The sequence below is a fragment of the Arthrobacter sp. 2RAF6 genome, assembly GCF_052115205.1.
Lineage (GTDB): Bacteria > Actinomycetota > Actinomycetes > Actinomycetales > Micrococcaceae > Arthrobacter.
The window spans coordinates 1-21,999 of the sequence record NZ_JBFRGF010000051.1 but is presented as its reverse complement, the minus strand read 5'-3'; the positions used below and the strand labels follow the sequence as shown (position 1 = coordinate 21,999).

18 protein-coding genes and 4 pseudogenes are annotated in these 21,999 nt (G+C 63.8%); 7 read left to right on the top strand and 15 right to left on the bottom strand.

The features are described 5' to 3' along the window. Positions 1-129: 129 nt before the first annotated feature. The 3 genes and pseudogenes from AB4Z38_RS23220 to AB4Z38_RS23210 all read right to left on the bottom strand — a co-directional run bounded on the left by AB4Z38_RS23220 (position 130) and on the right by AB4Z38_RS23210 (position 1,783). Positions 130-1,150: pseudogene (locus AB4Z38_RS23220) on the bottom strand (formylglycine-generating enzyme family protein). 8 nt (positions 1,151-1,158) lie between these two features. Next, positions 1,159-1,458: a hypothetical protein gene (locus AB4Z38_RS23215; protein WP_441431884.1), complete on the bottom strand. Its 300-nt coding sequence runs from the start codon at positions 1,456-1,458 to the stop codon at positions 1,159-1,161. 205 nt (positions 1,459-1,663) lie between these two features. Then, positions 1,664-1,783, bottom strand: a complete 120-nt coding sequence (locus AB4Z38_RS23210; RefSeq protein ID WP_441431883.1) for an SDR family oxidoreductase — start codon at positions 1,781-1,783, stop codon at positions 1,664-1,666. A gap of 54 nt (positions 1,784-1,837) precedes the next feature. Between AB4Z38_RS23210 and AB4Z38_RS23205 the strand changes: the two genes are divergently transcribed. The 7 genes from AB4Z38_RS23205 (at position 1,838) to AB4Z38_RS23175 (ending at position 11,126) form a co-directional block, all read left to right on the top strand. After that, complete coding sequence (locus tag AB4Z38_RS23205) at positions 1,838-2,197, top strand: flavin reductase family protein (protein WP_441431882.1); 360 nt, start codon at positions 1,838-1,840, stop codon at positions 2,195-2,197. 223 nt (positions 2,198-2,420) lie between these two features. Further along, complete coding sequence (locus AB4Z38_RS23200; RefSeq protein WP_441431881.1) at positions 2,421-3,752, top strand: ABC transporter substrate-binding protein; 1,332 nt, start codon at positions 2,421-2,423, stop codon at positions 3,750-3,752. A 56-nt stretch (positions 3,753-3,808) separates the two neighbouring features. Continuing rightward, complete coding sequence (locus AB4Z38_RS23195; RefSeq protein WP_441431880.1) at positions 3,809-4,705, top strand: carbohydrate ABC transporter permease; 897 nt, start codon at positions 3,809-3,811, stop codon at positions 4,703-4,705. Next, complete coding sequence (locus AB4Z38_RS23190) at positions 4,702-5,628, top strand: carbohydrate ABC transporter permease (protein ID WP_441431879.1); 927 nt, start codon at positions 4,702-4,704, stop codon at positions 5,626-5,628. The genes AB4Z38_RS23195 and AB4Z38_RS23190 overlap by 4 nt, the downstream gene beginning before the upstream one ends. Beyond that, positions 5,625-6,917, top strand: coding sequence for a cellulase-like family protein (locus tag AB4Z38_RS23185; protein WP_441431878.1), 1,293 nt, complete (start codon positions 5,625-5,627; stop codon positions 6,915-6,917). The genes AB4Z38_RS23190 and AB4Z38_RS23185 overlap by 4 nt, the downstream gene beginning before the upstream one ends. Positions 6,918-6,951: 34 nt before the next feature. Continuing rightward, complete coding sequence (locus tag AB4Z38_RS23180) at positions 6,952-10,221, top strand: DUF5107 domain-containing protein (RefSeq protein ID WP_441431877.1); 3,270 nt, start codon at positions 6,952-6,954, stop codon at positions 10,219-10,221. Further along, the gene (locus tag AB4Z38_RS23175) at positions 10,218-11,126 is read left to right on the top strand and encodes an AraC family transcriptional regulator (protein WP_441431876.1); all 909 of its coding nucleotides are present in this window, start codon (positions 10,218-10,220) and stop codon (positions 11,124-11,126) included. Before AB4Z38_RS23180 ends, AB4Z38_RS23175 begins: the two co-directional genes overlap by 4 nt. A gap of 788 nt (positions 11,127-11,914) precedes the next feature. On the opposite strand, the gene AB4Z38_RS23170 is transcribed toward AB4Z38_RS23175, so the two are convergent. The 12 genes and pseudogenes from AB4Z38_RS23170 to AB4Z38_RS23115 all read right to left on the bottom strand — a co-directional run. Continuing rightward, complete coding sequence (locus AB4Z38_RS23170) at positions 11,915-12,259, bottom strand: histone-like nucleoid-structuring protein Lsr2 (RefSeq protein WP_441431875.1); 345 nt, start codon at positions 12,257-12,259, stop codon at positions 11,915-11,917. A gap of 574 nt (positions 12,260-12,833) precedes the next feature. Continuing rightward, the gene (locus tag AB4Z38_RS23165) at positions 12,834-14,876 is read right to left on the bottom strand and encodes a glycoside hydrolase family 2 protein (protein WP_441431874.1); all 2,043 of its coding nucleotides are present in this window, start codon (positions 14,874-14,876) and stop codon (positions 12,834-12,836) included. Positions 14,877-15,721: 845 nt separating this feature from the next. Beyond that, complete coding sequence (locus AB4Z38_RS23160) at positions 15,722-16,063, bottom strand: hypothetical protein (protein ID WP_441431873.1); 342 nt, start codon at positions 16,061-16,063, stop codon at positions 15,722-15,724. A gap of 44 nt (positions 16,064-16,107) precedes the next feature. Continuing rightward, the gene (locus AB4Z38_RS23155; RefSeq protein ID WP_345452233.1) at positions 16,108-16,476 is read right to left on the bottom strand and encodes a nuclear transport factor 2 family protein; all 369 of its coding nucleotides are present in this window, start codon (positions 16,474-16,476) and stop codon (positions 16,108-16,110) included. 173 nt (positions 16,477-16,649) lie between these two features. Then, the gene (locus tag AB4Z38_RS23150) at positions 16,650-16,931 is read right to left on the bottom strand and encodes a (4Fe-4S)-binding protein (RefSeq protein ID WP_441431872.1); all 282 of its coding nucleotides are present in this window, start codon (positions 16,929-16,931) and stop codon (positions 16,650-16,652) included. A 440-nt stretch (positions 16,932-17,371) separates the two neighbouring features. Next, positions 17,372-17,875 (bottom strand): GNAT family N-acetyltransferase, encoded by a 504-nt coding sequence (locus AB4Z38_RS23145; protein WP_441431871.1) that lies wholly within the window; start codon positions 17,873-17,875, stop codon positions 17,372-17,374. Positions 17,876-17,983: 108 nt separating this feature from the next. Then, the gene (locus tag AB4Z38_RS23140; protein WP_441431870.1) at positions 17,984-18,682 is read right to left on the bottom strand and encodes an aspartate/glutamate racemase family protein; all 699 of its coding nucleotides are present in this window, start codon (positions 18,680-18,682) and stop codon (positions 17,984-17,986) included. A gap of 532 nt (positions 18,683-19,214) precedes the next feature. Next, on the bottom strand, positions 19,215-19,523 hold the full coding sequence (locus AB4Z38_RS23135) for a GNAT family N-acetyltransferase (RefSeq protein ID WP_441431869.1): 309 nt from the start codon (positions 19,521-19,523) through the stop codon (positions 19,215-19,217). A 208-nt stretch (positions 19,524-19,731) separates the two neighbouring features. Next, positions 19,732-20,721, bottom strand: coding sequence for a helix-turn-helix domain-containing protein (locus tag AB4Z38_RS23130; protein ID WP_441431868.1), 990 nt, complete (start codon positions 20,719-20,721; stop codon positions 19,732-19,734). A gap of 382 nt (positions 20,722-21,103) precedes the next feature. Then, a pseudogene (locus tag AB4Z38_RS23125) lies at positions 21,104-21,226 on the bottom strand (2-dehydro-3-deoxyglucarate aldolase); the annotation flags it as partial. Further along, a pseudogene (locus AB4Z38_RS23120) lies at positions 21,211-21,429 on the bottom strand (2-oxo-hepta-3-ene-1,7-dioate hydratase); the annotation flags it as partial. The pseudogenes AB4Z38_RS23125 and AB4Z38_RS23120, both read right to left, overlap by 16 nt. 47 nt (positions 21,430-21,476) lie before the next feature. Then, positions 21,477-21,999 (bottom strand): annotated as a pseudogene (locus AB4Z38_RS23115) (3-hydroxybenzoate 4-monooxygenase); the annotation flags it as partial.

The following is a 21,999-nucleotide window of genomic DNA, read 5'->3' as shown; positions in this document are numbered from 1 at the left end:
CTTCCGATCGAGCGTTAAACCGGGGTCGGGTTCGTTGCCTCCACGACAGCTCACAGGATCCGGGCAAGGAGGCGTGTGAGAGTCTGCTCTGGGCGGGTTTCTGTCAAGGTGCGTTCCGTTTTTCGAAGGCTAGATGTTGGCTGCGGTGCGGAAGCCGCAGTTGCCGCTAGAGGATTCGGGGGTGTTGGAGGTTCTGGCGGCGACGCGGTAGCGGTTGCAGTAGGAGTCGTGGCAGAGGTAGGAGCCGCCGCGTATGACCCGGCCGGCGCAGATGGTGGGGCCTTGGGGATTGTGCGCGGGGGAGTTGCGGTAGTACTTGGGCAGGGGCCAGTCCGCGCACCATTCCCAGACGTTTCCGGCCATTTCGTAGAGTCCGTTGCCGTTGGGCGGGAAGGATTTCACGGTTGCGGCGCCGAGGTGGCCGTCTTCTTCGGTGTTGAGGGTGGGGAAGGTGCCTTGCCAGATGTTGCAGCGGTGCTCGCGTCCGGGGGTGAGTGCATCGCCCCAGGCGTAGCGTTTGGCGGCGAGCCCGCCGCGGGCGGCGTACTCCCATTCGGCTTCGGTGGGCAGTCGGCGCCGGGCCCAGGCACAGTAGGCCAGGGCGTCGTGGTGGGAGACGTGCACCACGGGGTGTTCCGGCGTCGTGCTCCAGTGTGAATCCGGTCCGGCCGGGTGGGCCCAGTCGGCGCCGCGGACGTTCAGCCACCACGGGGCGCCCGGCGGCGGCCCCGAGGATCTCGCCCACGGGCGCCCGCACGAGCAGGTGGAACACGGCTGAGGTTCCGTGCTGCTCGGCTTCGGTGCGGTAGCCGCTGTCCTCGACAAACGCGGCGAACATCCGGTTGGTGACAGCCGCTGCGTCGATCCGGAACGCCTCCAGGCGCACGTCGTGCACCGGGGTCTCGCCGTCGGCCGGGTATCCCTCGCCGAAAGCATCGCCCATCGCGAACACGCCACCGGGAATCAGCACGTCCTCGTGCAGGGCCGGCGAAGCTCCCGCGGAGGCGCCGCCGTTGACGGCGGCGACCGGAAGGAAGCGTCCGACGTCGGCCCGTTCTGTTCGATTGGCCCGTCCCGTTGCGTTGTCCTGCCGCGGCGCGGCACAACAGCTCCCGGCCGTGGCGCCATATGTCCCGTGGTCCTCGATCATGATTGTCCTTAGGACGTCTTCCCGATGAGTGTCTGGAGCCGTCGTTCCGTTGATTCGAGCCATGCGATGAGGTTGGACACCATGTAGTGTCCGCGTTCGTTCTGCATCAGGAACCACTCCTTGGACCATTGTCGCTCCTCTGCGGTGGCATCGGAGCTGACCAGTACTTCGTCGAGGGTCCTGTCAATGCTGGCCTCGCGTTCCCTTCGGTAGGCCAGTTCGATCCGCACCAATTCGAGCGCCTTTTCGGGGCCGGAGCTCCCGGCGAAGCGGAGCCGCACCTGGAAGTCCGGGTCAAGGGGCCGCAATGGCAATCGCGTTTTCGCGGTCCAGCGCCCCGTCGTCAAACTAGTCAATGATGGCCGCGTCGCCGGCAGAAAAGATGTGGCTCGACGTGATCGGGGGAGGCCAGATAGACCATGAGGCCGAACCGCGAGTTTGTCCTGCATAACCCGGAAAGAAAGGACTGGCCGCCAAGGGCCGGCGGCGGGGCGAGACCATCTCCTCGTGCCGCTACTGCATCGAACTGCCGCCGTTTACGCTGATGACCTGTCCTGTTAGGGAGGATGCTTCCTCCGACGCGGTGAAGGCTACGGCGGCGGAGACCTCCTCGACGGTTCCTGGGCGGTCCATCGAGCACCATTCGAAACCGCCCAGGCCGTGGACCCTCAGGTATTCCGTCGTGCCATGAAGTACGTTCCGACACCCGTCGCGATCGTGACGGCCATGACCGACGAGGGCCCGGTCGGGATGACGGTGGGTTCCTTCACCTCGGTCTCCCTGTCCCCGACCTTGGTGACCTTTTTTGTCGATGTCAGTTCAACGACCTGGCCCCGGCTGAAGGCAGCACTCAGCTTCACTATCAACATCCTTGGCCATGACAAGGGCGATCTCTGCCGGGCCTTCTCCAGGCGCGGAGCGGACCGCTTCGACGGTGTTGACTGGTCCCTGAACGAGAACGAGAACGGCAACCCGGCCTTGGCCGACGCGTCCGTAAGTCTGGACTGCACCCACTACCACCGACCTCATCCTCCGACACGAGGTTAAATAGCAAGCTCAGACGAAGGCAGCGGAGGTGAGTCCGTGCGGTGCAGAACGTGGGGGATTCGACGAGGGTCGTTTCATCGGCTTGTCTCCAGCCGGGCAATCCTTCCTTGTTTCCATTGGCAACGGCTTCGGCGTTTTGTCCATGTATTCCGTTTGTTCGAGCTTTTTCTCCGGGTTTGCCGGACATAACGTTGTAGGAACACCGGATCTCAAGGAGGAGCCCATGAAGAATCGAAGAAGACTGGCCGCCGCGATTGTCGCCGCAGCCTCGGCAGCCGTGCTCGGCCTTTCGGCGTGCAGCGGCGGCGCTGCGTCGCCGGCCGCGTCGGCCCAGAGCCAGAAGGCGGATATCACCTTCTGGTCGTGGGTGCCCGGGATCGACAAGGCGGTTGCGCTCTGGAATCAGCAGAACCCGGACATCCACGTCACCCTCGACACCACCCCAGCCGGGTCCAATGGAACCTACGCGAAGATGCTCGCGGCGCTCAAGGCGGGTACAGGGGCCCCGGACGTGGCCCAGGTCGAATATCAGGAGCTGCCTCAGTTCGTGCTTGAGAACGACCTCGTCGACTTGGGCCCACTGGGCATGGACGAGCAGAAGGACAACTTCGTGGGCTGGCAGCTGTCCGAGTCCACCTACAACGGACACGTCTATGCGGTGCCCCAGGCGTCCGGGCCCATGGGCCTGTACTACCGCAAGGACATCTTCGATTCCCTTGGCCTGCAAGCGCCAAAGACCTGGGATGAATACGCGGCGGCCGCGAAGAAGATCCACCAGGCGGATCCGTCCAAGACAATCAACACCTTTCCGCCGGGCAACTCGGCTTGGTTCGGCTCCCTTGCGTGGCAGGCGGGTGCGAAGTGGTTCGGCCTCGACGGGGACACCTGGACGGTCAATATCGACTCGCCCGAGACACTCAAGGTGGCCCAGTACTGGGACGACCTGCGCAAGCAGGGCTTGATTTCCACTGAGCCCGACTTCTCGAACGGCTGGTACAGCGACCTGCAGAAGGGCAACATCGTGGCGTGGCCGTCGGCCCAGTGGGGAGAGTCCATCCTCTCCGGCAACGCCCCCGCGACCTCGGGCAAGTGGCAGGTCGCTCCTATGCCTCAGTGGTCCACGGGCGGTTCCTTCGCCTCGGCCAATTGGGGAGGTTCGTCCACGGCCGTTCTGAAGGGGACGAGGAACGCGGCGGCGGCCGCCAAGTTTGCCCTCTGGCTCAATACCAACAAGGACAGCATCAACCTGCTGATTGCCGGCGGGTACGGATGGCCTGCCGTGAAGAACGGTCTCGACGGGACCGCCCTTGACCAGCCCGATCCGTTCCTCGGCGGGCAGAACGCCAACCGTGACGTGTTCAGGGCCTCCGACCAGGCAGTCAACAACAGCTGGGGCTGGAGCCCGACGACGGCCAGCACCTACACCCACCTCAACGACGGCTTCGCCGCTGCGTTGGCTGGCAACGGGACGTTCGTAGACGCTGTCAAGGCGGCCCAGAAGGATACCGTCGCGGATCTGCAGGCCAAGGGCCTCAAGGTCCGCGCCGGCCAGTAACCATCCCCGGGGACCGGCCCGCCGGGCCGGTCCCCGGACAACGAAAGGAATGCGTGGTGAAGTCCACGAAAACCAGGCGCCGGCTTGCCGTCCTGGGCTTGCTCGGCCCCTTCTGTGCATTGTTCCTGTTCACGGTCGTTGTGCCGATCGGCTACGCGGTATTCGACAGCCTGACCAAGATCCAACGTTCGGGCGCGTTCGGCGAGGGCGGAGCGGATACGGTCTTCGCGGGAGGGGCGAACTATGCCTCGGCCCTGCAGGACCCCGAATTCATGTCCAGCATCGGCCGCGTGCTGCTCTTTGCCTCAGTGCAGGTGCCGTTGATGATCGCCCTCGCGACGACACTCGCGCTCCTGCTTGACGCGGCGTCGGCGCGATGGGTCCGCTTCTTCCGCTCCGCCTACTTCCTCCCGTACGGGGTGCCCGGCGTTATCGCGTCGATCCTGTGGGGCTTCCTCTACACCCCGGGGCTCTCGCCCCTGACCGGGTTCGGCTCCGCGGCCGGGCTCCACTTCGATTTCCTGGGCGCCGGCACGATCCTGTGGTCGATCGCCAACATCGTCACGTGGCAGTACGCGGGCTACAACATGCTCGTCGTCGTCGCCCAGCTCAAATCGATCGACGCAGATCTGTTCGAAGCCGCCCAGATCGACGGTGCCAACGCCTGGCAGGTCATCACCCGCATCAAGATCCCCCTCATCTGGCCCGCCATCATCCTGACGACCGTGTTCACGATCATCGGGACTCTGCAGCTCTTCGCCGAGCCCCTAGTGCTCAAGGCACTCACCGGCTCGATCACCGCCGACTTCACGCCGAACATGTCCGCCTTCACGCAGGCCTTCACGAACAACAACAACAATCAGGCCGCCGCCGAATCCGTGCTCCTCGCAGCAGTGGCCTGCGTCTTCTCGTTCGGCTTCCTCAAGCTCGTCTCCCGAAGGAGGCCATCATGAGCGCCCCTCCGTCGCTGCGGTCCCGAGCCGGCGTCCGCAGCCTCCCTCCGACCGCCCCCAGCGTCTCCGCACGGTCTCTGCGTCGCCGGAAGACCGCGGCCAGAGTCCTCACCCCTGCAGTCCTGGCCGTCGTAGCCCTCTACTTCCTCTTCCCTCTCTACTGGCTCCTGATCGCCTCCACCAAGGACACAGGAGACCTCTTCGGATCTTCCGGGCTTCTCCTGCAGAATCCACAGCTGCTGGAGAACCTCGGACGTGTCTTGGCCCGCGACGACGGGATCTACCTCTGCTGGGCGCTCAACAGCCTGCTCTACTCCGGGCTGGGCGCCCTCGGAGCAACCCTAACGGCGATCGCCGCCGGTTACTGCCTGGCGAAATTCCCGTTCCGCGGCCGCGAGACGGTGTTCAACATCGTGCTCGCCGGCGTGATGATCCCAGGAACCGCACTCGCCCTTCCCCTGTTCCTCTTCATGTCCCAGCTCGGACTCGTCAACACGCTCTGGTCGGTCCTCCTCCCGTCCCTCGTCAGCCCCTTCGGCGTGTACCTCGGACGGATCTACGCCACGGCAGCGGTCCCGGACACCCTGCTGGAAGCCGCGAGGCTGGACGGGGCCGGGGAAATCCGGATCTTCACCGGCCTGGTCCTGCGCCTCATGATGCCCGCAGCGGTGACCGTGTTCCTCTTCCAGTTCGTGGGCATCTGGAACAACTTCTTCCTTCCGCTGGTGATGCTCTCCGACCAGAATCTCTATCCGATCACCCTCGGACTGGTCAGCTGGCAGAGCGTCGCCGACCGGCACCCCGAGCTCTACCAGCTCACCGTCGGAGGCTCCCTGCTCTCCGTAGTCCCGATCATGATCGCCATCATCAGCCTGCAGCGCTTCTGGCGCGCAGGCCTCACCGAAGGAAGCGTCAAAGGATGACACCGCCGAACACTCCCCTCAGACTGCCCGCACATCTGCCGGACAGGCTCCGGATCTGCCTCTGGGACTTCAGCTGGTACACCCAGACCACGCCAGGGGAGCCCTTCGAGGACCTCGACCGGGCATTCCGGGAGCTCGTGGATCGAGGCTACAACACGATCCGGATCTGCGCCGCCCCGATCCTCCTCTTCGGAGAGCACGGCATCGACACCAGCACCCTGCGGTTCGCCGCCGTCGGGGACTCGGTCGGCGAGGGCACCCGCTGGTACAACGTCCAGGGAGGAGCAGTCCTGGACCTGAAAGAACACCTCCTCGCGCTCTTCGAGGCAGCCCGGCGCCACGACGTGTACGTCATCGTCTCCTCCTGGGAGTACCAGCAGAGCCCGGCCTTCCTCGAAACGCCCACCTGGCACGACGCCCTCACCGCGATCCCGCCGGACCGCAGGCATCAGGCACTCGCCGAGGCCGAGGTCCGGCTGCTCGACTTCCTCCAGAAGCATGGGCTGCTCGACCGGGTCGCGTACGTCGAGGTCCACAACGAAGTCGACCTCTCCCGGCTCACCGAGGTGACGGGTCCGGGGGAGGACACCTTCCACGCCCAGAAACCGTACCTGGAACGGGCGCTGGAAATCCTCCAGGACGCCTACCCCGACGTCCTCTCCACTGCCTGCTACGGGATCCCGCCGTACCTGGACCTGACCTCGATGCCCGGGAACGCCCAGGTCGCGCACCATCACTTCTACCTCTACGGGGTGCTCGGCGCCCTGGAGGACTGGGCGAAAGTGCGGTCACAGCCGCCGCTGTTCCCCACACCCGAGCTGAAGACACTGCTCAGGGACGACGCACCGGACTTCGATTCCTGGACCGGGCACGTGGAGCCTTGGCGGCTGGCCGCGACGGGGATCTCCCCGAGCATGTTCTACACCTATGACTGGGTCGACCCCGTCAAATGGGACGACTGGCTCTACCGCCGTTACCAGGAGCACGCAGCGGCGATGCGCGAGGGCCTCTCCGCCCGGCTCCGCGCCGTGAGCGCCTGGGCCCGCCGGCATGGAGTGCCGGCCGTGATCGGCGAGGGCTGGATCGGGTACACCCCGCTCGAAGCCGGGTTCGAAGACGGTCCCGCCGGACAGGAGTTCGCCCTCGAAGCCGTGCGCTCCTGCGCGGACCTTGGCTACTGGGGGACGCTGCCAGGCTCCAACTCAGCGCCCCACCACCCCGGCGGATGGCAGAACGTCGACTTCCAGCAGCGCGCCAACCGCCTGTTCGACTCCGCAACCGACAACTGATCCAAACAGACGACACAGACCACGAGGAAGATGCATGAGCAACCCGCCGTCTACGATCCGGCTCCCCGACCGACCTTCCGACCAGGCATCCCAGCCCGTCGCAGCGTGGGAAGAGCCCTTGACTATCGACACCTACGCGCCCGAAGACCCCGACGCGTTCCCGGCATTCCTGAACAACCGCGTGTACCAGGGATCCTCTGGACGGGTGTACCCCCTCCCGTTCCACGAGCGGATCAACCCGGACAAGCACCCACACTCGTGGCGTGCCGTGCACTTGGAGAACCGCTGGATCCGGATCGTGATCCTGCCTGAGCTCGGCGGGCGCATCCACATCGCCCTCGACAAGGTCTCCGGGAAAGACATCTTCTACCGGAACAACGTCATCAAACCGGCCCTCGTCGGCCTCACCGGCCCCTGGATCTCCGGCGGGGTCGAATTCAACTGGCCGCAGCACCACCGCCCGGCCACCTACCTCCCGACCTGCGTGGCGATCGAACGCGACGCAGACGGGTCCATCACCGTGTGGTGCTCGGACCACGACCCGTTCGCCAGGATGAAGGGGATGCACGGAATCCGCCTCTCCCCGGACAGCTCCCGGATCGAGGCACGGGTCCGGCTATACAACCGCAGCGAGACCCGGCAGACCTTCCTGTGGTGGGCCAACGTCGCGGCCGCCGTCCACGACGACTACCAGTCCTTCTTTCCCCCGGATGTTGCGTACGTGGCCGATCACGCCAAGCGGGACGTGACCCGTTTCCCTGCCCCGGACACGCCCTACTACGGCATCGACTACGCAGCCCAGGCTGATCCGGAGGACCCGAAGTCCGGACGCCTGGACTGGTACCGCAACATCCCGGTCCCGACCTCCTACATGGTCACGGAGACGGACGCGGAATTCTTCGGCGGCTACGATCACCGGGACCGGGTCGGCTTCGTGCACTGGGCCGACCGCACTGTCTCGCCCGGGAAGAAGCAATGGACCTGGGGCAACGCCCCGTTCGGCTGGGCCTGGGACCGCAACCTCACCGACGGCGACGGACCCTACGTCGAGCTCATGGCCGGCGTCTACACCGACAACCAGCCTGACTTCGCCTACCTTGGACCGGGCGAGACCAAGACCTTCAGCCAGTACTGGTACCCGATCCGCGATATTGGCCCGGCCCACTTCGCCACCGATCGCCTCGCCGCCCACGTCGACGCGAGCGGGCCCGTCGTCCGCGTGGGGCTGGCCGCGGCCGAGACCCTCGGCGAGGTCAAGGTCGTGCTCCGCCGAGGCGGCGACCAGCACACCGAGCACCTCAAGCTGACACCCAACAGCTCACCTCGATTCGCCGCCAGCCTCGGACACAGCACCGAGCCGGTCCACATCAGCGTCTCCCGGGACGGCGCCCAGATCCTGGAGGGGACGACCGAACCGGAGAACTGGAGCTCGCAGCGCCCGCGCACGGCCGTGGCCCCGCCCGCACCGGCGGACGTGGCCACCATCGACGAGCTCACCCACATCGCCACGTACCTCCAGCAGTACCGGCACGCGACCCGATCGCCTGAGCCCTACTGGGAAGAAGTGCTCGCCCGCGATCCCGAGGAGTCCCGGGCAACCCTTGCGCTCGGCGGCCTCGCCTACCGGCGTGCCGACTACCCCCGGGCCGTCGAAATGCTCAGCCTCAGCACCGCCCGGCGCACCTTCTGGTCCCCGACCCCGGCCGACGGGCAGGGCCACTACATGCTCGGCCTGGCGCTCACGCGCCTCGGCGACGAGCACGGGGCACGGGAAGCATTCGGCCGCGCAAGCTGGGACGCAGCATTGGCCTCGCCAGCACGGTACGCGCTGGCGAAGCTCTACCTCCGCTCCGGCGACGAGCGCAAGGCCGAGGACCTGCTCTCACAAGTGCGCGCCGCCGACCCGAACCACACACAGTCGGCCAACCTCCTCGCGGCTCTCGCGATCCGCCGCGGAGACAGCGCCGCGGCGCGGACGATCCTCAACGACGTCCTGACCCGCGACCCGCTCGACGCCTGGGCCCACAACCTCTCCGGCGAGCCCTCGGCCGACGACACGACAGTCCTGCTCGACGTCGCGATCGAGTACAGCTCGGCAGGATTCACCGACCAGGCGCTCAAGGTCCTCGACGAATGCGAGCTCCTCCTCAGCAGCCGGCCCCCCGGGCAGGTGAATGTCGGGCCCCTGATCTGCTATCACCGTGCGAGGATTCTGTCCGAGGCCGGACGGGAGAAGGCCGCGCTCGAAGCCCTCAACACGCTCGTCAGAGCCGATCCCCGCCAGGCCGCCCCGTCCCGGCTCGATGACATCGATGCCATCCGGCAGGCCCTGACGCTCCGACCCGGTGACGCCCTCGCCCACGCCCTGCTCGGCGACTGGTACTACCACATGGGCCGCGAGAAGGATGCGATCTCCCAATGGCGGGAAGGAATCGCCCTCGCCACCGACCTCTCCCTGGCTGTCCGCCTCCACCGCAACCTCGGCATCGGTGCCTACAACGTCGAACGGACACCGGACACCGCGGCCGAGCACTACAGGATCGCCCTCGAGCTCGACACCGACAACGCCAAGCTTCTCTACGAAGCCGACCAGCTGGCACAGCGGCGGCGCGCCACAGCTGCAGACCGCCTCGCAGTGCTGGAGCGGCGCCTGCATCTGATCGGCCGCCGTGACGACCTGACCGTCGCCTACGCCAATCTCCTGCTGGACGTCGGCCGGATCGAGGAAGCCAGGGACAGGATCACCTCCCGCGCATTCCAGCCCTGGGAAGGCGGGGAGGGCCAAACCCTCGCCGTCTGGGACCGGCTCTGCATCGCCACGGCGCGGGAAGCGCTCGCGCAGGGCAAAGCAGTCCTGGCAGAGACGTCGATCCGGTCAGGACTGCTCTCCCCGGAGAACCTGGGCGAAGGACGGCATCCGCTGGCCAACACGGCCGAGCTCCACCTTGTGCTCGGAGACGCCCTCGATGCCCTCGGCCAAACCAGCGAGGCCCGGGCCGCATGGGCGCATGCGGCAGAAGCGGTCGCGGACTTCGAGAAGATGGCGCTCGCGCCCTACAGCACCAGGACGGTCCACGCCATTGCGGCCAGATACCGGCTCGGACGCGACGCGGATGCACAGCAGCTCGCGCGAGGGCTTGAGGACTGGGTCGAGAACTACGCTGAACAGGAAGCCTCGGTTGATTTCTTCGCGACCAGCCTTCCTTCGATGCTTCTCTTCGAGGAGGATCCGAACCATGCCAGGGATGCGGAGGTGGAAACCATCCGTGGTCAGCTGGAGCTGCTGAGAAGGGCGGTGCCGTGAATTCTTTGAACCCTCGATGGGAGGAGCCGGCGGGCTCCTTCCTCCGGGAGGGCTTCACCGGGCAGCGCATGTCCGTTCTGCCGCGGCCTCGTGTCAGACAGGCCCTAGACAGCGCAGCGACCTCCAATCTTGTCGTTACCGACTGCGGCTATTTCCCCCGTGCCCGGAACCACGGCCGCACCCGGTACAAGGGCATCACGCAGGCCGTGATCCTCCTGTGCGTCAAGGGCTCCGGCTGGGTGCGAGTCGACGGCCATGCCGCGACAGAGCTCAACGCCGGCGAGGCAGCAATTCTTCCCGCCGGGATACCGCACTCTTACGCGGCCTCCGTTCCGGAGCCTTGGTCACTGTGGTGGCTCCATGTGGAGGGACCGGCAGTGGCAGGATTCATCGCCGCGTTCAACCCGCGCACACTGCCTGTGATCAGGCGCATGGCCGATCCCGTCCGATTGGCCTCCCTGGCCAGCGAAGTCGTCACGTGGCACGAGAAGGACACCACCGACGCAAGCCTGGTCGCCTCAAGCGGCGCGGCGGCACACCTCCTATCCCTCCTGGCCGCCGAACAGCTCCCTGGCCCCGGGGTGCACACGGCCGTCGAGAGCGTCGCGGACCATCTGCGCAACAACATCACAACGCATGCCAGCGTCGAGGACCTCGCCGCGATGGCAGGGCTGAGCCGGTCCCATTTCGCCGCGCTGTTCAAAGAACGCGTCGGGGTCTCCGTCCTGCAGTACCAGACTCAGCTCAGGATGCGGCGTGCCCGAGAGCTGCTCGACACGACCAACACACCCATCGAACGCATCGCCGGACTCGTCGGCTACGACGACCCCTTCTACTTCGCCCGAATGTTCAAGAAAGTGCACGGTATCAGCCCCCGACAGTACCGCAACCACGAGAAGGGATGAGCGGGGAAACCCGTCGTCCGATCCCGCCGACCTGCCCCAGGACGCATCGCCCTTGCCCGTGCCGAGAAGCCACTACCCAGGGAAAGGGGAGGACCTGATGAACAGGACGTTCTCGAGCAGAGAGCAACAACGGGGACCAGTGGTACGACGCCAACAGTGCCACGCTCACCAGCGGCAGCACGATCTACCCCGCCTACAGGACCACCGCATGGACCTCATACCCGACTCTCCCGGGCAAGACCTAAGGGCCGGTGAGCATTCTCGGCGGCTAGCACGCATACCCCTGGGCCCTCCTGCTTCCCCAAGCCCCAATCAACCCGATGTCCGATCCTTCATCGACCACCGGCAAGGAGTAGAAAATGCCCCGTGCGGCACAGAGCCAGGGGATTCACCCTGCTTTGGCCGCTGATCGCAGCGATCGCGTTGCTGGCAACATCCATCGGCGCGCCAGCTTCCGCGAGCACTTCCACAGTCGCCACCGACCAGAGTCCCTACGTGGTGGGGGAGTTTAGATGTCGGCTATACCGGCGCCTCCTCCGGCAACCCGGTCACCATCTACAAGGCGGGCGACCCGCTCGACAAGGAACACTACGGGCTCAACGCGAACACCCCGGGAGCCTCAGTACCCTCAGCCTGACTACCGACGGCCGGACGCCCGGGGCCACGTACAACGTCGAGGAACTGTAGGGTGAGGAGTCGGATCTGATTGACGGGTCCGGGCGGGGGATACAGAGGCCATGGCGGTGTTGTATAGCCGCGGCCTACACCCCATAAACGCGGCGGTACTTCTATGCGCGGTCGCCGGTCGCGGACTCGTAACGTTCGACGATGTGCTGAGCGATTTTCCCACGATCAGCCATCGGGATCTGGTGTTCTAGTGCCCAGGCGCGAAGCCGCTTGGTTCGTGCCTTTGTCAGCGTGGATGCTGCCGCTGTCCGTTTCGTGCCCGCGGTCACGCCGCCCTGTTTCGCGCCCTTTTCGATGTACGGGGACAGGAGGCTTTCGAAGTATGTTGCGTTTGAATCGTTCAGATCGAATTGGTACGAGATTCCTTGGAATGAGAACTCGATGGTCTGCGTTGCTTCGGAACCGTCCAAATCGTCAACAAGACGGGGGATTACTTCTCTGGTCATTTCTTTTCCTCTACCTAGCGGAGGGCTATCTCAGAGTGGTAGCGGGGGCTGGGCGTCCCCTGTTTTGGAGGGGGTTGATTCCGCGGAGTAGTCTCCCGTGCATCCCGCGGGCTGCAGCACCATCGCACCGCCGAGCAGCATTGTCGCGAGAGGGGCGCGGAATCTTATGCACTGAGACTCCGTGACTTCCAGCCTTCCGTCTGGTCGAGATTAACGATGTAGGTCGACGCAAATGTCGCGGAATCGCTCGAAGTCCAAGCTGTGCCTGGCTTGACGCATCTTGGCGTCGGATCTTCCACGAATTCACATTCCTTCTCGGAGTGCGCGGCCGCCAGCGTCGCGGTGCCAGATCGATGACCAGCGATTCCAGGCCGTGCCGCGTCCAGCCAAAAGACCCAGCCGAGGAACAGCGTCGCTCGAAGGCTGCGGGGCCGATATGACTGGCGTGAGATTGTCCAAACCGGAACGGAACGCAGGGGCAGCTCTTGACTTCGATTAAGCGGCACGTCCCCGGCTCCTGGAGAACGGCAGAACGGTGCGCACTGCAGCATCTGAGACAACTCTGACGCGGAAGTCACACCGCGAGGTCGCGGAAGCGCTGGTAGGCGAGCTTGGGAGACGAGGTGTCGAAGGTGACGAGCCCCATCACAGAGACGCCGTTGTATGCCTGGTTGTACCCACCGCGCTGCTTGTAGTCCTTCAGCACCCAGGTCGTGTAGCCCGTGGCATAGGCGCGCCGGGAGGCCACCTGCGTCCAGTGATCGGCCAAGTATTGCGCCTGCCATTCCTCAGTGCCCTGCACGGTTGCCGACCCGTGTGTGCCCGCAATGGCCCACGCCCCATTCTCGGTAATGAGAATCGGCTTGCCGGGGTGCGCGGCGTGCACGGCGTCGATGACCGGTCCGAGATCCGATGAGGCGCCGTAGAAATAGCCGAAGTACTCGTTGAATCCCACGACGTCCGCGATGTCGAACGCGGGGTCGTTCGTCGTCGCCGAAGCCCACGTCACTGGTCTTTGGCTGATGTCCACGGACTTGATCGCGTCCTTCATCTGGGCCAGCCAAGCGCGGTACACGGGAGCGCCGCCGGCGTCGATCTCGGATTCGTTCTGTAAGCCCCAGAGCACGACTGAAGGGCGGTTGTGCTGATTCCATGCCATCGTGAGCGACATGGCTTTCGATAAGCCGTACTCCTCCGTCTGTAGCCGCTGCTGGGCGGTGTTCAGCCACATTGTGTCGATGTCATCCATCACCAGGACTCCGTGCGCGTCCGCCCACTCGTAGACATAGGGGTGGCGGTTGTACACCGAGTTCCGGATGAAGTTCGCGCCGAGGTCGAGTACTTGCGCCAACTCGCGGTCGTAGTCGGCGATCGCCATGGCGCGACCGCGAGCCGCCGTCTCTTCATGCCAGCTGATCCCCTTAAAGAAGAGCGGCTGACCGTCGAGGTGAAGTTCCGTCCCCACCACCGAGAAGTCGCGCAGACCGTATTTCACCGAGAGGGAGTCGCAAACAGACGGGTGCGTCCCGCCAGTGTTCAAGGTGGCACGCCCTGAAAGCAGGCGCGGGTGTGAAGAAGACCAGCGTGGCATGCCGCGCGTGCTGATTTGGAAGGTGACCGCGGCGGCGGAGTTGGGCGGCACCACCGCCGAAGTGCTGACGATACTGTCAGTACCGAAGCCCGGGTCGAACGACACCTTGCCGCTGAATGCGATGCCGGAGAAGTTCTCGACGAAGATGTGTGCGACGAGCTCGTCACCCGTCGACGCGGCGAGGATCTTGGAGATCGAGGTTTGCGCGACGCCCTCGAGCCACACCGAGCGATAGAGGCCGGCGTACGGCCAGTAGTCCACCGGCTTGTAAGGGATCTCCCGATCATCCGCGACCGGACTGTTCCCGTTGCTGTAATCGAGGTACGAAGCGCGTCGGAAGACGCGTACCGCGATCGTGTGTCGTCCGGCGGGCTCAGCCACGGACGGGACCGGCAGCGAGAAGGGGGTTGACGCTCCTTCGTGTTTGCCCAGGAACTCGCCGTCGAACCATACTTCGGCGCTGTAGCCGACGCCGAGGAAGTTGAGCCGCAAGCGGCGTGTCCGCCACTTGCCGGTGAGTACGATGTCCTTGCGATACCAGGCGTAACCGTCAGCGAACGCTGTCCCCGTGCCGAATCTGGTTCCATCCAGTGAGCCGAAACCTGGAGTGGCGTAGAGGTCCCACGCGCTTGGGACAGCCTGGGTGGCCCAGCGCCGGTCGTCGAAGTCAGGTTGATTCCATCCCTGCGCGAGCCCGACGACCGCGGGGTCGAATGCGAAGCGCCACGGTCCGTCCAAGCGCAGGTACTCGCGTTCGGGCTCCGCTGTTCGCCATCCGTCGAAGCTTGGCACGATGGCGCCATAAGCGAAGACGGCGTTGACACCAGAGACTGCTCGCACATGCGTGCCCGAAGGTTCGGTGGCGGGATGCTGTTCCAGAACGGGTGTACCAGGGGAGACCGAAGCGGCGCGGGCGATTTCCGGCCAGGCGGGAAGTGCGACCGCCGCAGCTCCCGCTGTCGCGCCGGCGAGGAAGTGGCGGCGGGACAGCCCGCCGGCTCGCGAAGGGTTGTCGATTGAAGGCATTTGGGTCTCCTTTGACGCAGCTGAAGTGCAACGAGAATACGAGGCAGCACAGCTGGGCGGGAGGGTCGATTCAACGGACTATCTGGACAAACCTCCGAATCCTGATCAACGGTACATACTGCGCGATGGTTAGTGTGTGCCTCGGAGCGCTGGCTCGACGCCGGGTACGGGTTCGACAGTGGGCGCGCTCCTTTCGCTATCCAAGACTCGAACCGACCAATACCTGGATATAACGATTATGGTTGTGAGCGGGGTGTTGCCTACGATCGACATTTTCCCTAGGAGTAGCTGAGAGGCGTCTGGATTGTTAGCTCGGGTGGCTCGTGAAGAAGGAGATATCCTAGCCGCGACCTTTCGTCCGAGCTGGTTGGCTGAGGGTCAGGGCATACCGTCTGCATGACAGGTGTGATTCTTGCGGACGGGTGTGACATTTCTGCCCGCTGACCACGGCGGGTTCCACTCCGGCGAGTGGTGCGGCTTTGGTTCTTGTCCCGTCGGTGCTCTTCCACGTGCCGAGGGCCCATAGGGCTTGTATCTCTTGACGGCACGGAGAGGGCAAGCAGGGGAGATCCTGCCGACGAGCGACCCACCTCCTAACTCAACAATGAGCGGTGCTACAACATGAGCTCTGTTTCACCAAAGTTCCTATAGGAGGTGGGTTCCAAAATCCCCGGAATCACGCGGGTTATGGCCTATTTGTGGACGTCTTTGTGGCACGACAACGACCCACCTCCTCTAGTAACGTTGGTGGCTCATTTTTCGCAGCAACAGGCGTAAGGGAATGAGGCCGGAGGCGTCCTCGCTGCATGTAATTGAGGACCTCGAAAGTGTGTTTCTCGTCTAAGTCAAACCGTCGACGGGGTAGGGGTTGGCTGGTGCTCAGCACGTTGCGACGGGCAATCGAGCTGGTCGCGCGAGACGCAAGTCAGGTACTCAGCCGGGAGGGATCCTCTCGTGCAGAGGCTGAGCGGTCCTGGAAGTGTATCTTCGACCGCACGAACTTCGGCAGGAGGGATCACTGGCAGGCCACCGTGCACGAACATCACGCCGGCGAAGTCGTCGAGGCAGTCCGGATCATCGCGAAGTTGTGGGTACGGTGAGTTCGCGACGAAGACGTAGCTGCGGCCGAGATGAGTGCGCTCGGCGATGTCGAGCGGCGCGGTCGCCATGTCCGGAGCGGTGATCATCCATCCACCAATGCAGGCGAACGCCGGCCCAGCTTGCAGGAAGTTCAGCTCAGCTGCGAGAACATGTCGTTCCCGCTTGCCGTCGTCGCGGGGACTTCCTGCAGCACGTCCCAGTGCTCGATGATCTTGCCGTCCTCACTGAACCGGAAGATGTCCACGCCTGCGGAGTTGAACGTCTTGTAGTGCGAGTGGACGGCGACGAAGTCACCTTCGGCGATCACACGATGAACTTCGACGTCGACCGGCCCGAACTGGGAGAAGAAGTCCTTGACCGCCTGCAAACCATCGCCGGCCTGCGGGTTGTGCTGCTTGTAGTCCTGCACGATCAGCTCGTTGAAGGCCTCGGTGTCTCCGGCCCGGAAGGCATCGAAGAGTCGCGCCACGGTCTCCTTGTTGGCTTCGCTTGTGGCCATGGTGAGTCCTCCTGGCAGCCGGTGTGGTGTGGCTCATAGACTACGCGCGAGCGGCCCCGTCAACAAGCTCAGACAAGTACGCGATCAGACAAGCACCAAGGCCTCCAACTTCGCTGCCAACAAACCGTGCAGGCTGGCTACATCATGATTTACCGTGAGCATCAGCGCGGCCACTACGCGTCTGACCGCGGCCCTCGGCCGGCTGGTGCGGTGCGCGTCCGGCCGTCGCCGGTCCGATAGCCCAGCGCGAAGCTCGGGCAGCGATCGATCACAGTCACGATCTCATCGACGGCCGCGCCCGTGGCATCGATCCACGGCCGACGGTCGCGGTCGAAGACTCGCGGCAGCCCGCGGACGCACTCGGCGGCGTGCTCGCAGCGTCCCGGTTCCCAGGTCACCACAATCCCGTCCGCCGCATACTCGCGGATCGCCGACCGATCGGCTATGCCGTCCATATCGTTGCCTCCTCGCGCCGCTGGATCTCTGCTTCCCCCAACCATTCTCGACCTCACCTACAGAACGCACCACCCCAAGGAGCAAGTCAAGGTCCGATCTCCGCAATGTCGGATAACCGTGACAGGAGTAACTCCAGCGATTTTTACTCCTCACGGTGGCTGACCGGCTCTACCCGGATTTCCCCCATAGCGGCCGCCATTCGTCCCGCAAAACCAATCCTTATCTGGAGCCGTGCGATCGCGAGTGGAACTTGGAGGGTTGGGCACGTAGTCGCCGCCAGCCTCGATGGCGCGGTTCCACTCATCCAGGAGCGGCTCGAGCCACCAGACGGCTCTGGTCCGACGAACTCGGGGTTAACCTCTAGCCGGCCGTGTTTCCTGTCTCGGCTTCGTTCACCGATAGCTCGGCTAAGGTAGGAGTCGTGCGGGTCAGGGGTCGGTCACTCGACCGCGTCGAGCGACTTCGTCATATGGAAGTTGGCCATCTGTACGCCGGCCATGACGGGATGCTGCTCGGCCACTACTTCGAACCCGTGGCGTTCGAAGAATGGTCGCGCGGTGATGCTCACAGTGGCTGAGAGGCGGTCTGTCGCTGCTTCACGCGCTCGAGTTTCCAGTGAGTTTAAGAGTGCTGTGGCGATGCCTCGGCGGGAGTGGCGGGGCGATACGAACATCATGTGGATGTAGCCCTCGGTACTCACGTCCGAGAAGCCTGCGATCTCGCCGTCGATGATCGCCACGTAGCTGTCGCGGTCGTGCATTCCTTGGTCCCACTCGGGGGCGTTCCGTTGTTCTGGTCGGGACCACGCCGCGATCTGCTCAGGCGAATAGTCTGCCGAAGCGGTGACCGTGACGGCGTCGAGGAAGATTGCCAGGGTCTGGTTCGCGTCGTCGCGTCGATAACGCCGTATCTCTAAAGACGAGAGGCTAATGGATTCCGACATCTGCCCATTGTCTCAAGGCGCACCGACGGAAGAAACCGGCACCAGTGCCCTGCCGACAACGTGCCTCGACGATGGGCAGGAGAACCAGCCATGCTCCTGGTACCTTGTTCACCCTGTTTCTGCCAAAGCTGCATCCACCAGGTTTTCGACGTGAAGACGAGTGGTGGGGAACACTGGCACTGGGCTGTCATTCGCTGAGACAAGCATCTCGATCTCGGTGCAGCCGAGAATGATGCCCTGTGCGCCGTCCTGAACAAGCCGGTTGATGATTTCGCGGTAGGCCCGTCGCGAGTCTTCGGAAACAACGCCCCGGACAAGCTCGTCGTAGATCACCAGGTGAACGACCGACCTGTCGTCTGGGACAGGAATGAGCGTTTCGATTCCGTGTCCGGCAAGCCGATCCCGGTAGAAGTCCTGTTCCATCGTGAATACGGTTCCGAGCAGGCCGATTCGCTCCAGCCCAGCCTCGCGTACCTTCGCGGCGACGGCATCGGCGATGTGAATCACAGGTATCTGTACGGCTTCTTCAATGGCTCCAATGACTTTGTGCATCGTATTCGTACACAACGCAATCAGACCGGCCCCAGCCTCTTGAAGTGCCCGAGCCCTGGCGGCAAGGAGCTCACCAGCAGCCCCCCACTCTCCTGAAGCCTGGAGCGCTTCGATGTCGGCGAAATCTACCGAATCGAGAAGGATCCGAGCCGAGTGGACACCGCCCAGGCGGTCGCAAACCATCTCGTTGGCCAGCCGGTAGTACTCTGCGGAAGATTCCCAGCTCATGCCGCCCAGCAGCCCGATCACTTTCATGAACCCAAGAGTACTGAAGTGGCCTGCGCCTTCATGTGAAGCACAGGACTCGCCTCCATCCGAAGTTCACGATGCGAAGTCTCGGGTTGTCCCGCAGCAGTCAAATAAGTGAGGCCGAACGCAGTCGACTCAGGCTCCGAGTAATCTTCCATTCCGGGGACACAGCACAGCTCGCCAACGAGTGAATATGTGGTGATCACAGCGTTTTCGCCGTGATCATGCGGGATACGCAGGCGTGTTTTGGCTCGTTTATAAGGATTTTACGAACCCTTAAATAGACCCCCGGGGATATGTCCTTAACCGTGCGTGCGTGAGGGCATACGAGCGGTGGCTGACTTGCCGTCAAACATGCGCGCTGAAGCAGCGCCTGCCCGAGCCCGGCCGGGCTGCTGCCCGGGTTCGCCCTGGGCGACGTGCGAGCGGACCTCGACGCTGCGTGAAGGTCAGCATGCTCAGCCGGCTCACCGCAGTCTCCAACTGCAGATGCGGGTTTGGCCGAATCCTGAAGGACCGTCTTGCGGGGGCTTGTAGCTTAGTTTCGTACGTTCGAGTAGAGCGGCATATCCCGGCGCTCACCGCTGATTTCCTGATGGGATCTGAGAAGTCGTTCATGAATGTAGCCGGCCTGTTCGGTGGTCTTGATTGATGCCGTATTCCATGGCTCGATGTAGAGCTCGGTTCGATAAAGGGCCTGTATCGTCCAGCCGAACTGGGTGACTGCGCGGACGGCGTCTGTGGCGAGCCGGCGACCCCTGAAGGACTGGGCGATGCCATAGCCGACGTTCGTCGCCGCGGAAGTCTCAGCTGACGTCGCCTGGTCCGGCAGGTCGTCCCGGCACACCCTGCGTTTCCTGCAGGTCCGGCCAGAGCTGCATCCGGGTGAGATTTCGTCACCTTTTGATACTCCTGAATTCCGGGCGGGTTGAGGCCACGGTAGAAGGTCGCGGACGGAAGCCACAAGGAGATGGTTGCGTGATGCCTCAACGTTGTATTAAGTAGCAAACCGACAGCAGAATCGGACTCTCGGGCAACCGCGAGCTTCGTCCTGGTCAGGGAGCTTGGTCCCCGGAAACCCCGAAACTGCTGTCATGGCCGTGAAGCACGTTCAGGCGGTAGTCTCGGGGGCTGTAGCCGTATGCATTTTTGAAAATGCGGGAAAAGTGCGCCGGGTTATAGAAGCTCCAGCGTTCAGCCACTGCCCGAATAGAGTCTGCTTGTCCGAGAGGGTCGCCGAGATCACGACGGCACATTTCCAACCGGCGTTCACGCATCCATGTTGAGACGGTTGTCCCCTGCTCTCGGAAGAGCACTTGAAGATATCGGGTTGAGATAAAGTGGGCCTCGGCGATCTGGTTCAGCCCTAGCTCCGGATCAGAGAGTTGGGAAATGATGTAGTCCCTGATCCGCATCGTCAATTCCAAATGGGCGTCGGAGCGGTGCGGTACTACGACTCCTAGCTTCTCTGAGAATGCCGCCGAGACCAGATCCACCAGGGAGTGCGCCATGCTCAGACCTAGGCTGCTTTGAAACGCCTCCAAGTTATCGGCGACACCGACCAGGAAGTGCGCGACGATGGCTCCTAGACCATGTTGACCCGAAATTCCCAGGCCTGCGATTTCCGCGAGTGCCCGGGGCGGCAAGTTGACCAGCTGTTGTGGGAACATGACCACGAGGGTTTGTGAATCGTCGGCAAATGTCCTCCGGTACGGGAACGTGGAGTCGTAAACAGCGAAGTCATTCGGCTGCAGGGTTGCCGTGTTGCCGTTTTGTTCGATGGTGCTGGTGCCCTTCAGTTGAAGGGAGATTGAATAGAAAGGGTCCGCGCTTCCTTGCGCGAGGCGGCGTGTGCGTTCAAGCCGATGCTTGGTGGCAGTGATGTTGAAGAGTCGGATCCCATTGACCGTAATGCCTTGGATCGTGGCGTGGAAGCCCTCCACATCGTCGGAGTCAATGCTTAGTGGCAGCAGCCTGGACGCCACCGTCTGTCGCCATTCATTGAGATCACGGATTTCGGTGGTAGTGATCTTCGCTGCTTCCAACTTTGGGTTCTTTCGTAGCGGGACGGTAACTGACGGTCACTCCCTTGGAGGTTGTGCACGTGCTTGATGAGGCTTTGACTCTGATGCCACTGTGGTTCGGTGGTGATTATATTCGCGTGTTCGGTTCAAGTGACAACTGAGCGGTCCCAATCGGACGGGTCCGAGTGGGCGCGATCGAGGCCATGGCGAGATTGAAGGGTAGCGTCTTACTGGTTCCGTAGAGCCGGGCGTACTTGTGGTTGATTAGCGGAATCGAGTGCGTATTGGCGTCGGTGACGGCCACCAGCGAAGTGACCTCCGCCAATCGTGAACGAGCCACGGGCGGCGTGCAGTTCTCCTGCCCCTACGGCTTCGGGTGACTTTTGGCGTCGATCAGCAGTCAGTCCAGGCCGGACCCGGCACAGAGCTCTGCAATCAGGGGACTGCACATCCACATCTCGGCCAGCGGGCGGTCGGCGGCCAGGGCGTCGCGGAAAGTGGGGTCCGGTGCTACTCGAAGCGGCATGTGATGCTCCCCAGAGGTCCGTAGTCGGCGTGGACGGTGTCGCCCTCGTAGACCCAGATGGGGCGGGTGAAGGAGCCGGCTAGGATGATGTCGCCGGCCTTCATGCCGTCCCCGTGTGCGGCGATCTTGTTGGCGAGCCAGTGCACGCCGTTGGCCGGGTGGTCCAGGACGCCAGCGGCCACACCGGTTTCCTCCACGGCCTGCCGTACGTTGCTTTCCGGTCCCGACAATGATGGGAATCGCGCAAATGTCATGCCAGGCTGTTGGCGAGGCCTGCGTCTGCGTTTGCTGCGGACAGCGCCTCGGTTTCGGTTGGCTGCGCCGGCGGAAAGGGTGCGAAGAACGCGGCGAGTTCCGCCGTCGCGGTCAGCGGCAGGACGTTCGCGACGTATTGGTCGGGACGCACCACGACGACGACGCCGCCGCGGTCCAGGCCGCGCAGTTCAAAGATGTCCGCCGCCGGGTCCGTGGCGTAGACCTTCTCAAGGTACGTGAGCTTGAAGGGTCCGACCTGCGGTTTGAAGGCCTCCGGAACCGCGTTGATGTCCACGTTCGTGTGGTCCTGCTGGTAGATCACCTTCACGTCGAACCATGCGTCCCGGTCGGCGCCCGACGGCGTTGCTGCCAGCGGCGAGTCCGGCGAGTTCGCGATCCACTCGGCAAAGTCGACGACGGGCGACGTTCCCCCTTGTTCAGTCCCGGCCTTGCTTGTATCCGCGAAGACGTAGATGCGCCACCGTCCGTCGGCCTTGGCCTGGTGGCCGAGTTGTAGG

What these genes read in the sequence shown, in the direction of transcription:
- AB4Z38_RS23150 (WP_441431872.1), bottom strand. Translation starts at nt 16,931, where the DNA reads ATGGACGGCATAGCCGATCGGTCGGCGATCCGCGAGTATGCGGCGGAC.
- AB4Z38_RS23190 (WP_441431879.1), top strand. Translation starts at nt 4,702, where the DNA reads ATGAGCGCCCCTCCGTCGCTGCGGTCCCGAGCCGGCGTCCGCAGCCTC.
- AB4Z38_RS23165 (WP_441431874.1), bottom strand. Translation starts at nt 14,876, where the DNA reads ATGCCTTCAATCGACAACCCTTCGCGAGCCGGCGGGCTGTCCCGCCGC.
- AB4Z38_RS23160 (WP_441431873.1), bottom strand. Translation starts at nt 16,063, where the DNA reads ATGATCACCGCTCCGGACATGGCGACCGCGCCGCTCGACATCGCCGAG.
- AB4Z38_RS23180 (WP_441431877.1), top strand. Translation starts at nt 6,952, where the DNA reads ATGAGCAACCCGCCGTCTACGATCCGGCTCCCCGACCGACCTTCCGAC.
- AB4Z38_RS23140 (WP_441431870.1), bottom strand. Translation starts at nt 18,682, where the DNA reads ATGAAAGTGATCGGGCTGCTGGGCGGCATGAGCTGGGAATCTTCCGCA.
- AB4Z38_RS23200 (WP_441431881.1), top strand. Translation starts at nt 2,421, where the DNA reads ATGAAGAATCGAAGAAGACTGGCCGCCGCGATTGTCGCCGCAGCCTCG.
- AB4Z38_RS23145 (WP_441431871.1), bottom strand. Translation starts at nt 17,875, where the DNA reads ATGTCGGAATCCATTAGCCTCTCGTCTTTAGAGATACGGCGTTATCGA.
- AB4Z38_RS23185 (WP_441431878.1), top strand. Translation starts at nt 5,625, where the DNA reads ATGACACCGCCGAACACTCCCCTCAGACTGCCCGCACATCTGCCGGAC.
- AB4Z38_RS23210 (WP_441431883.1), bottom strand. Translation starts at nt 1,783, where the DNA reads ATGGACCGCCCAGGAACCGTCGAGGAGGTCTCCGCCGCCGTAGCCTTC.
- AB4Z38_RS23205 (WP_441431882.1), top strand. Translation starts at nt 1,838, where the DNA reads ATGAAGTACGTTCCGACACCCGTCGCGATCGTGACGGCCATGACCGAC.
- AB4Z38_RS23155 (WP_345452233.1), bottom strand. Translation starts at nt 16,476, where the DNA reads ATGGCCACAAGCGAAGCCAACAAGGAGACCGTGGCGCGACTCTTCGAT.
- AB4Z38_RS23170 (WP_441431875.1), bottom strand. Translation starts at nt 12,259, where the DNA reads ATGACCAGAGAAGTAATCCCCCGTCTTGTTGACGATTTGGACGGTTCC.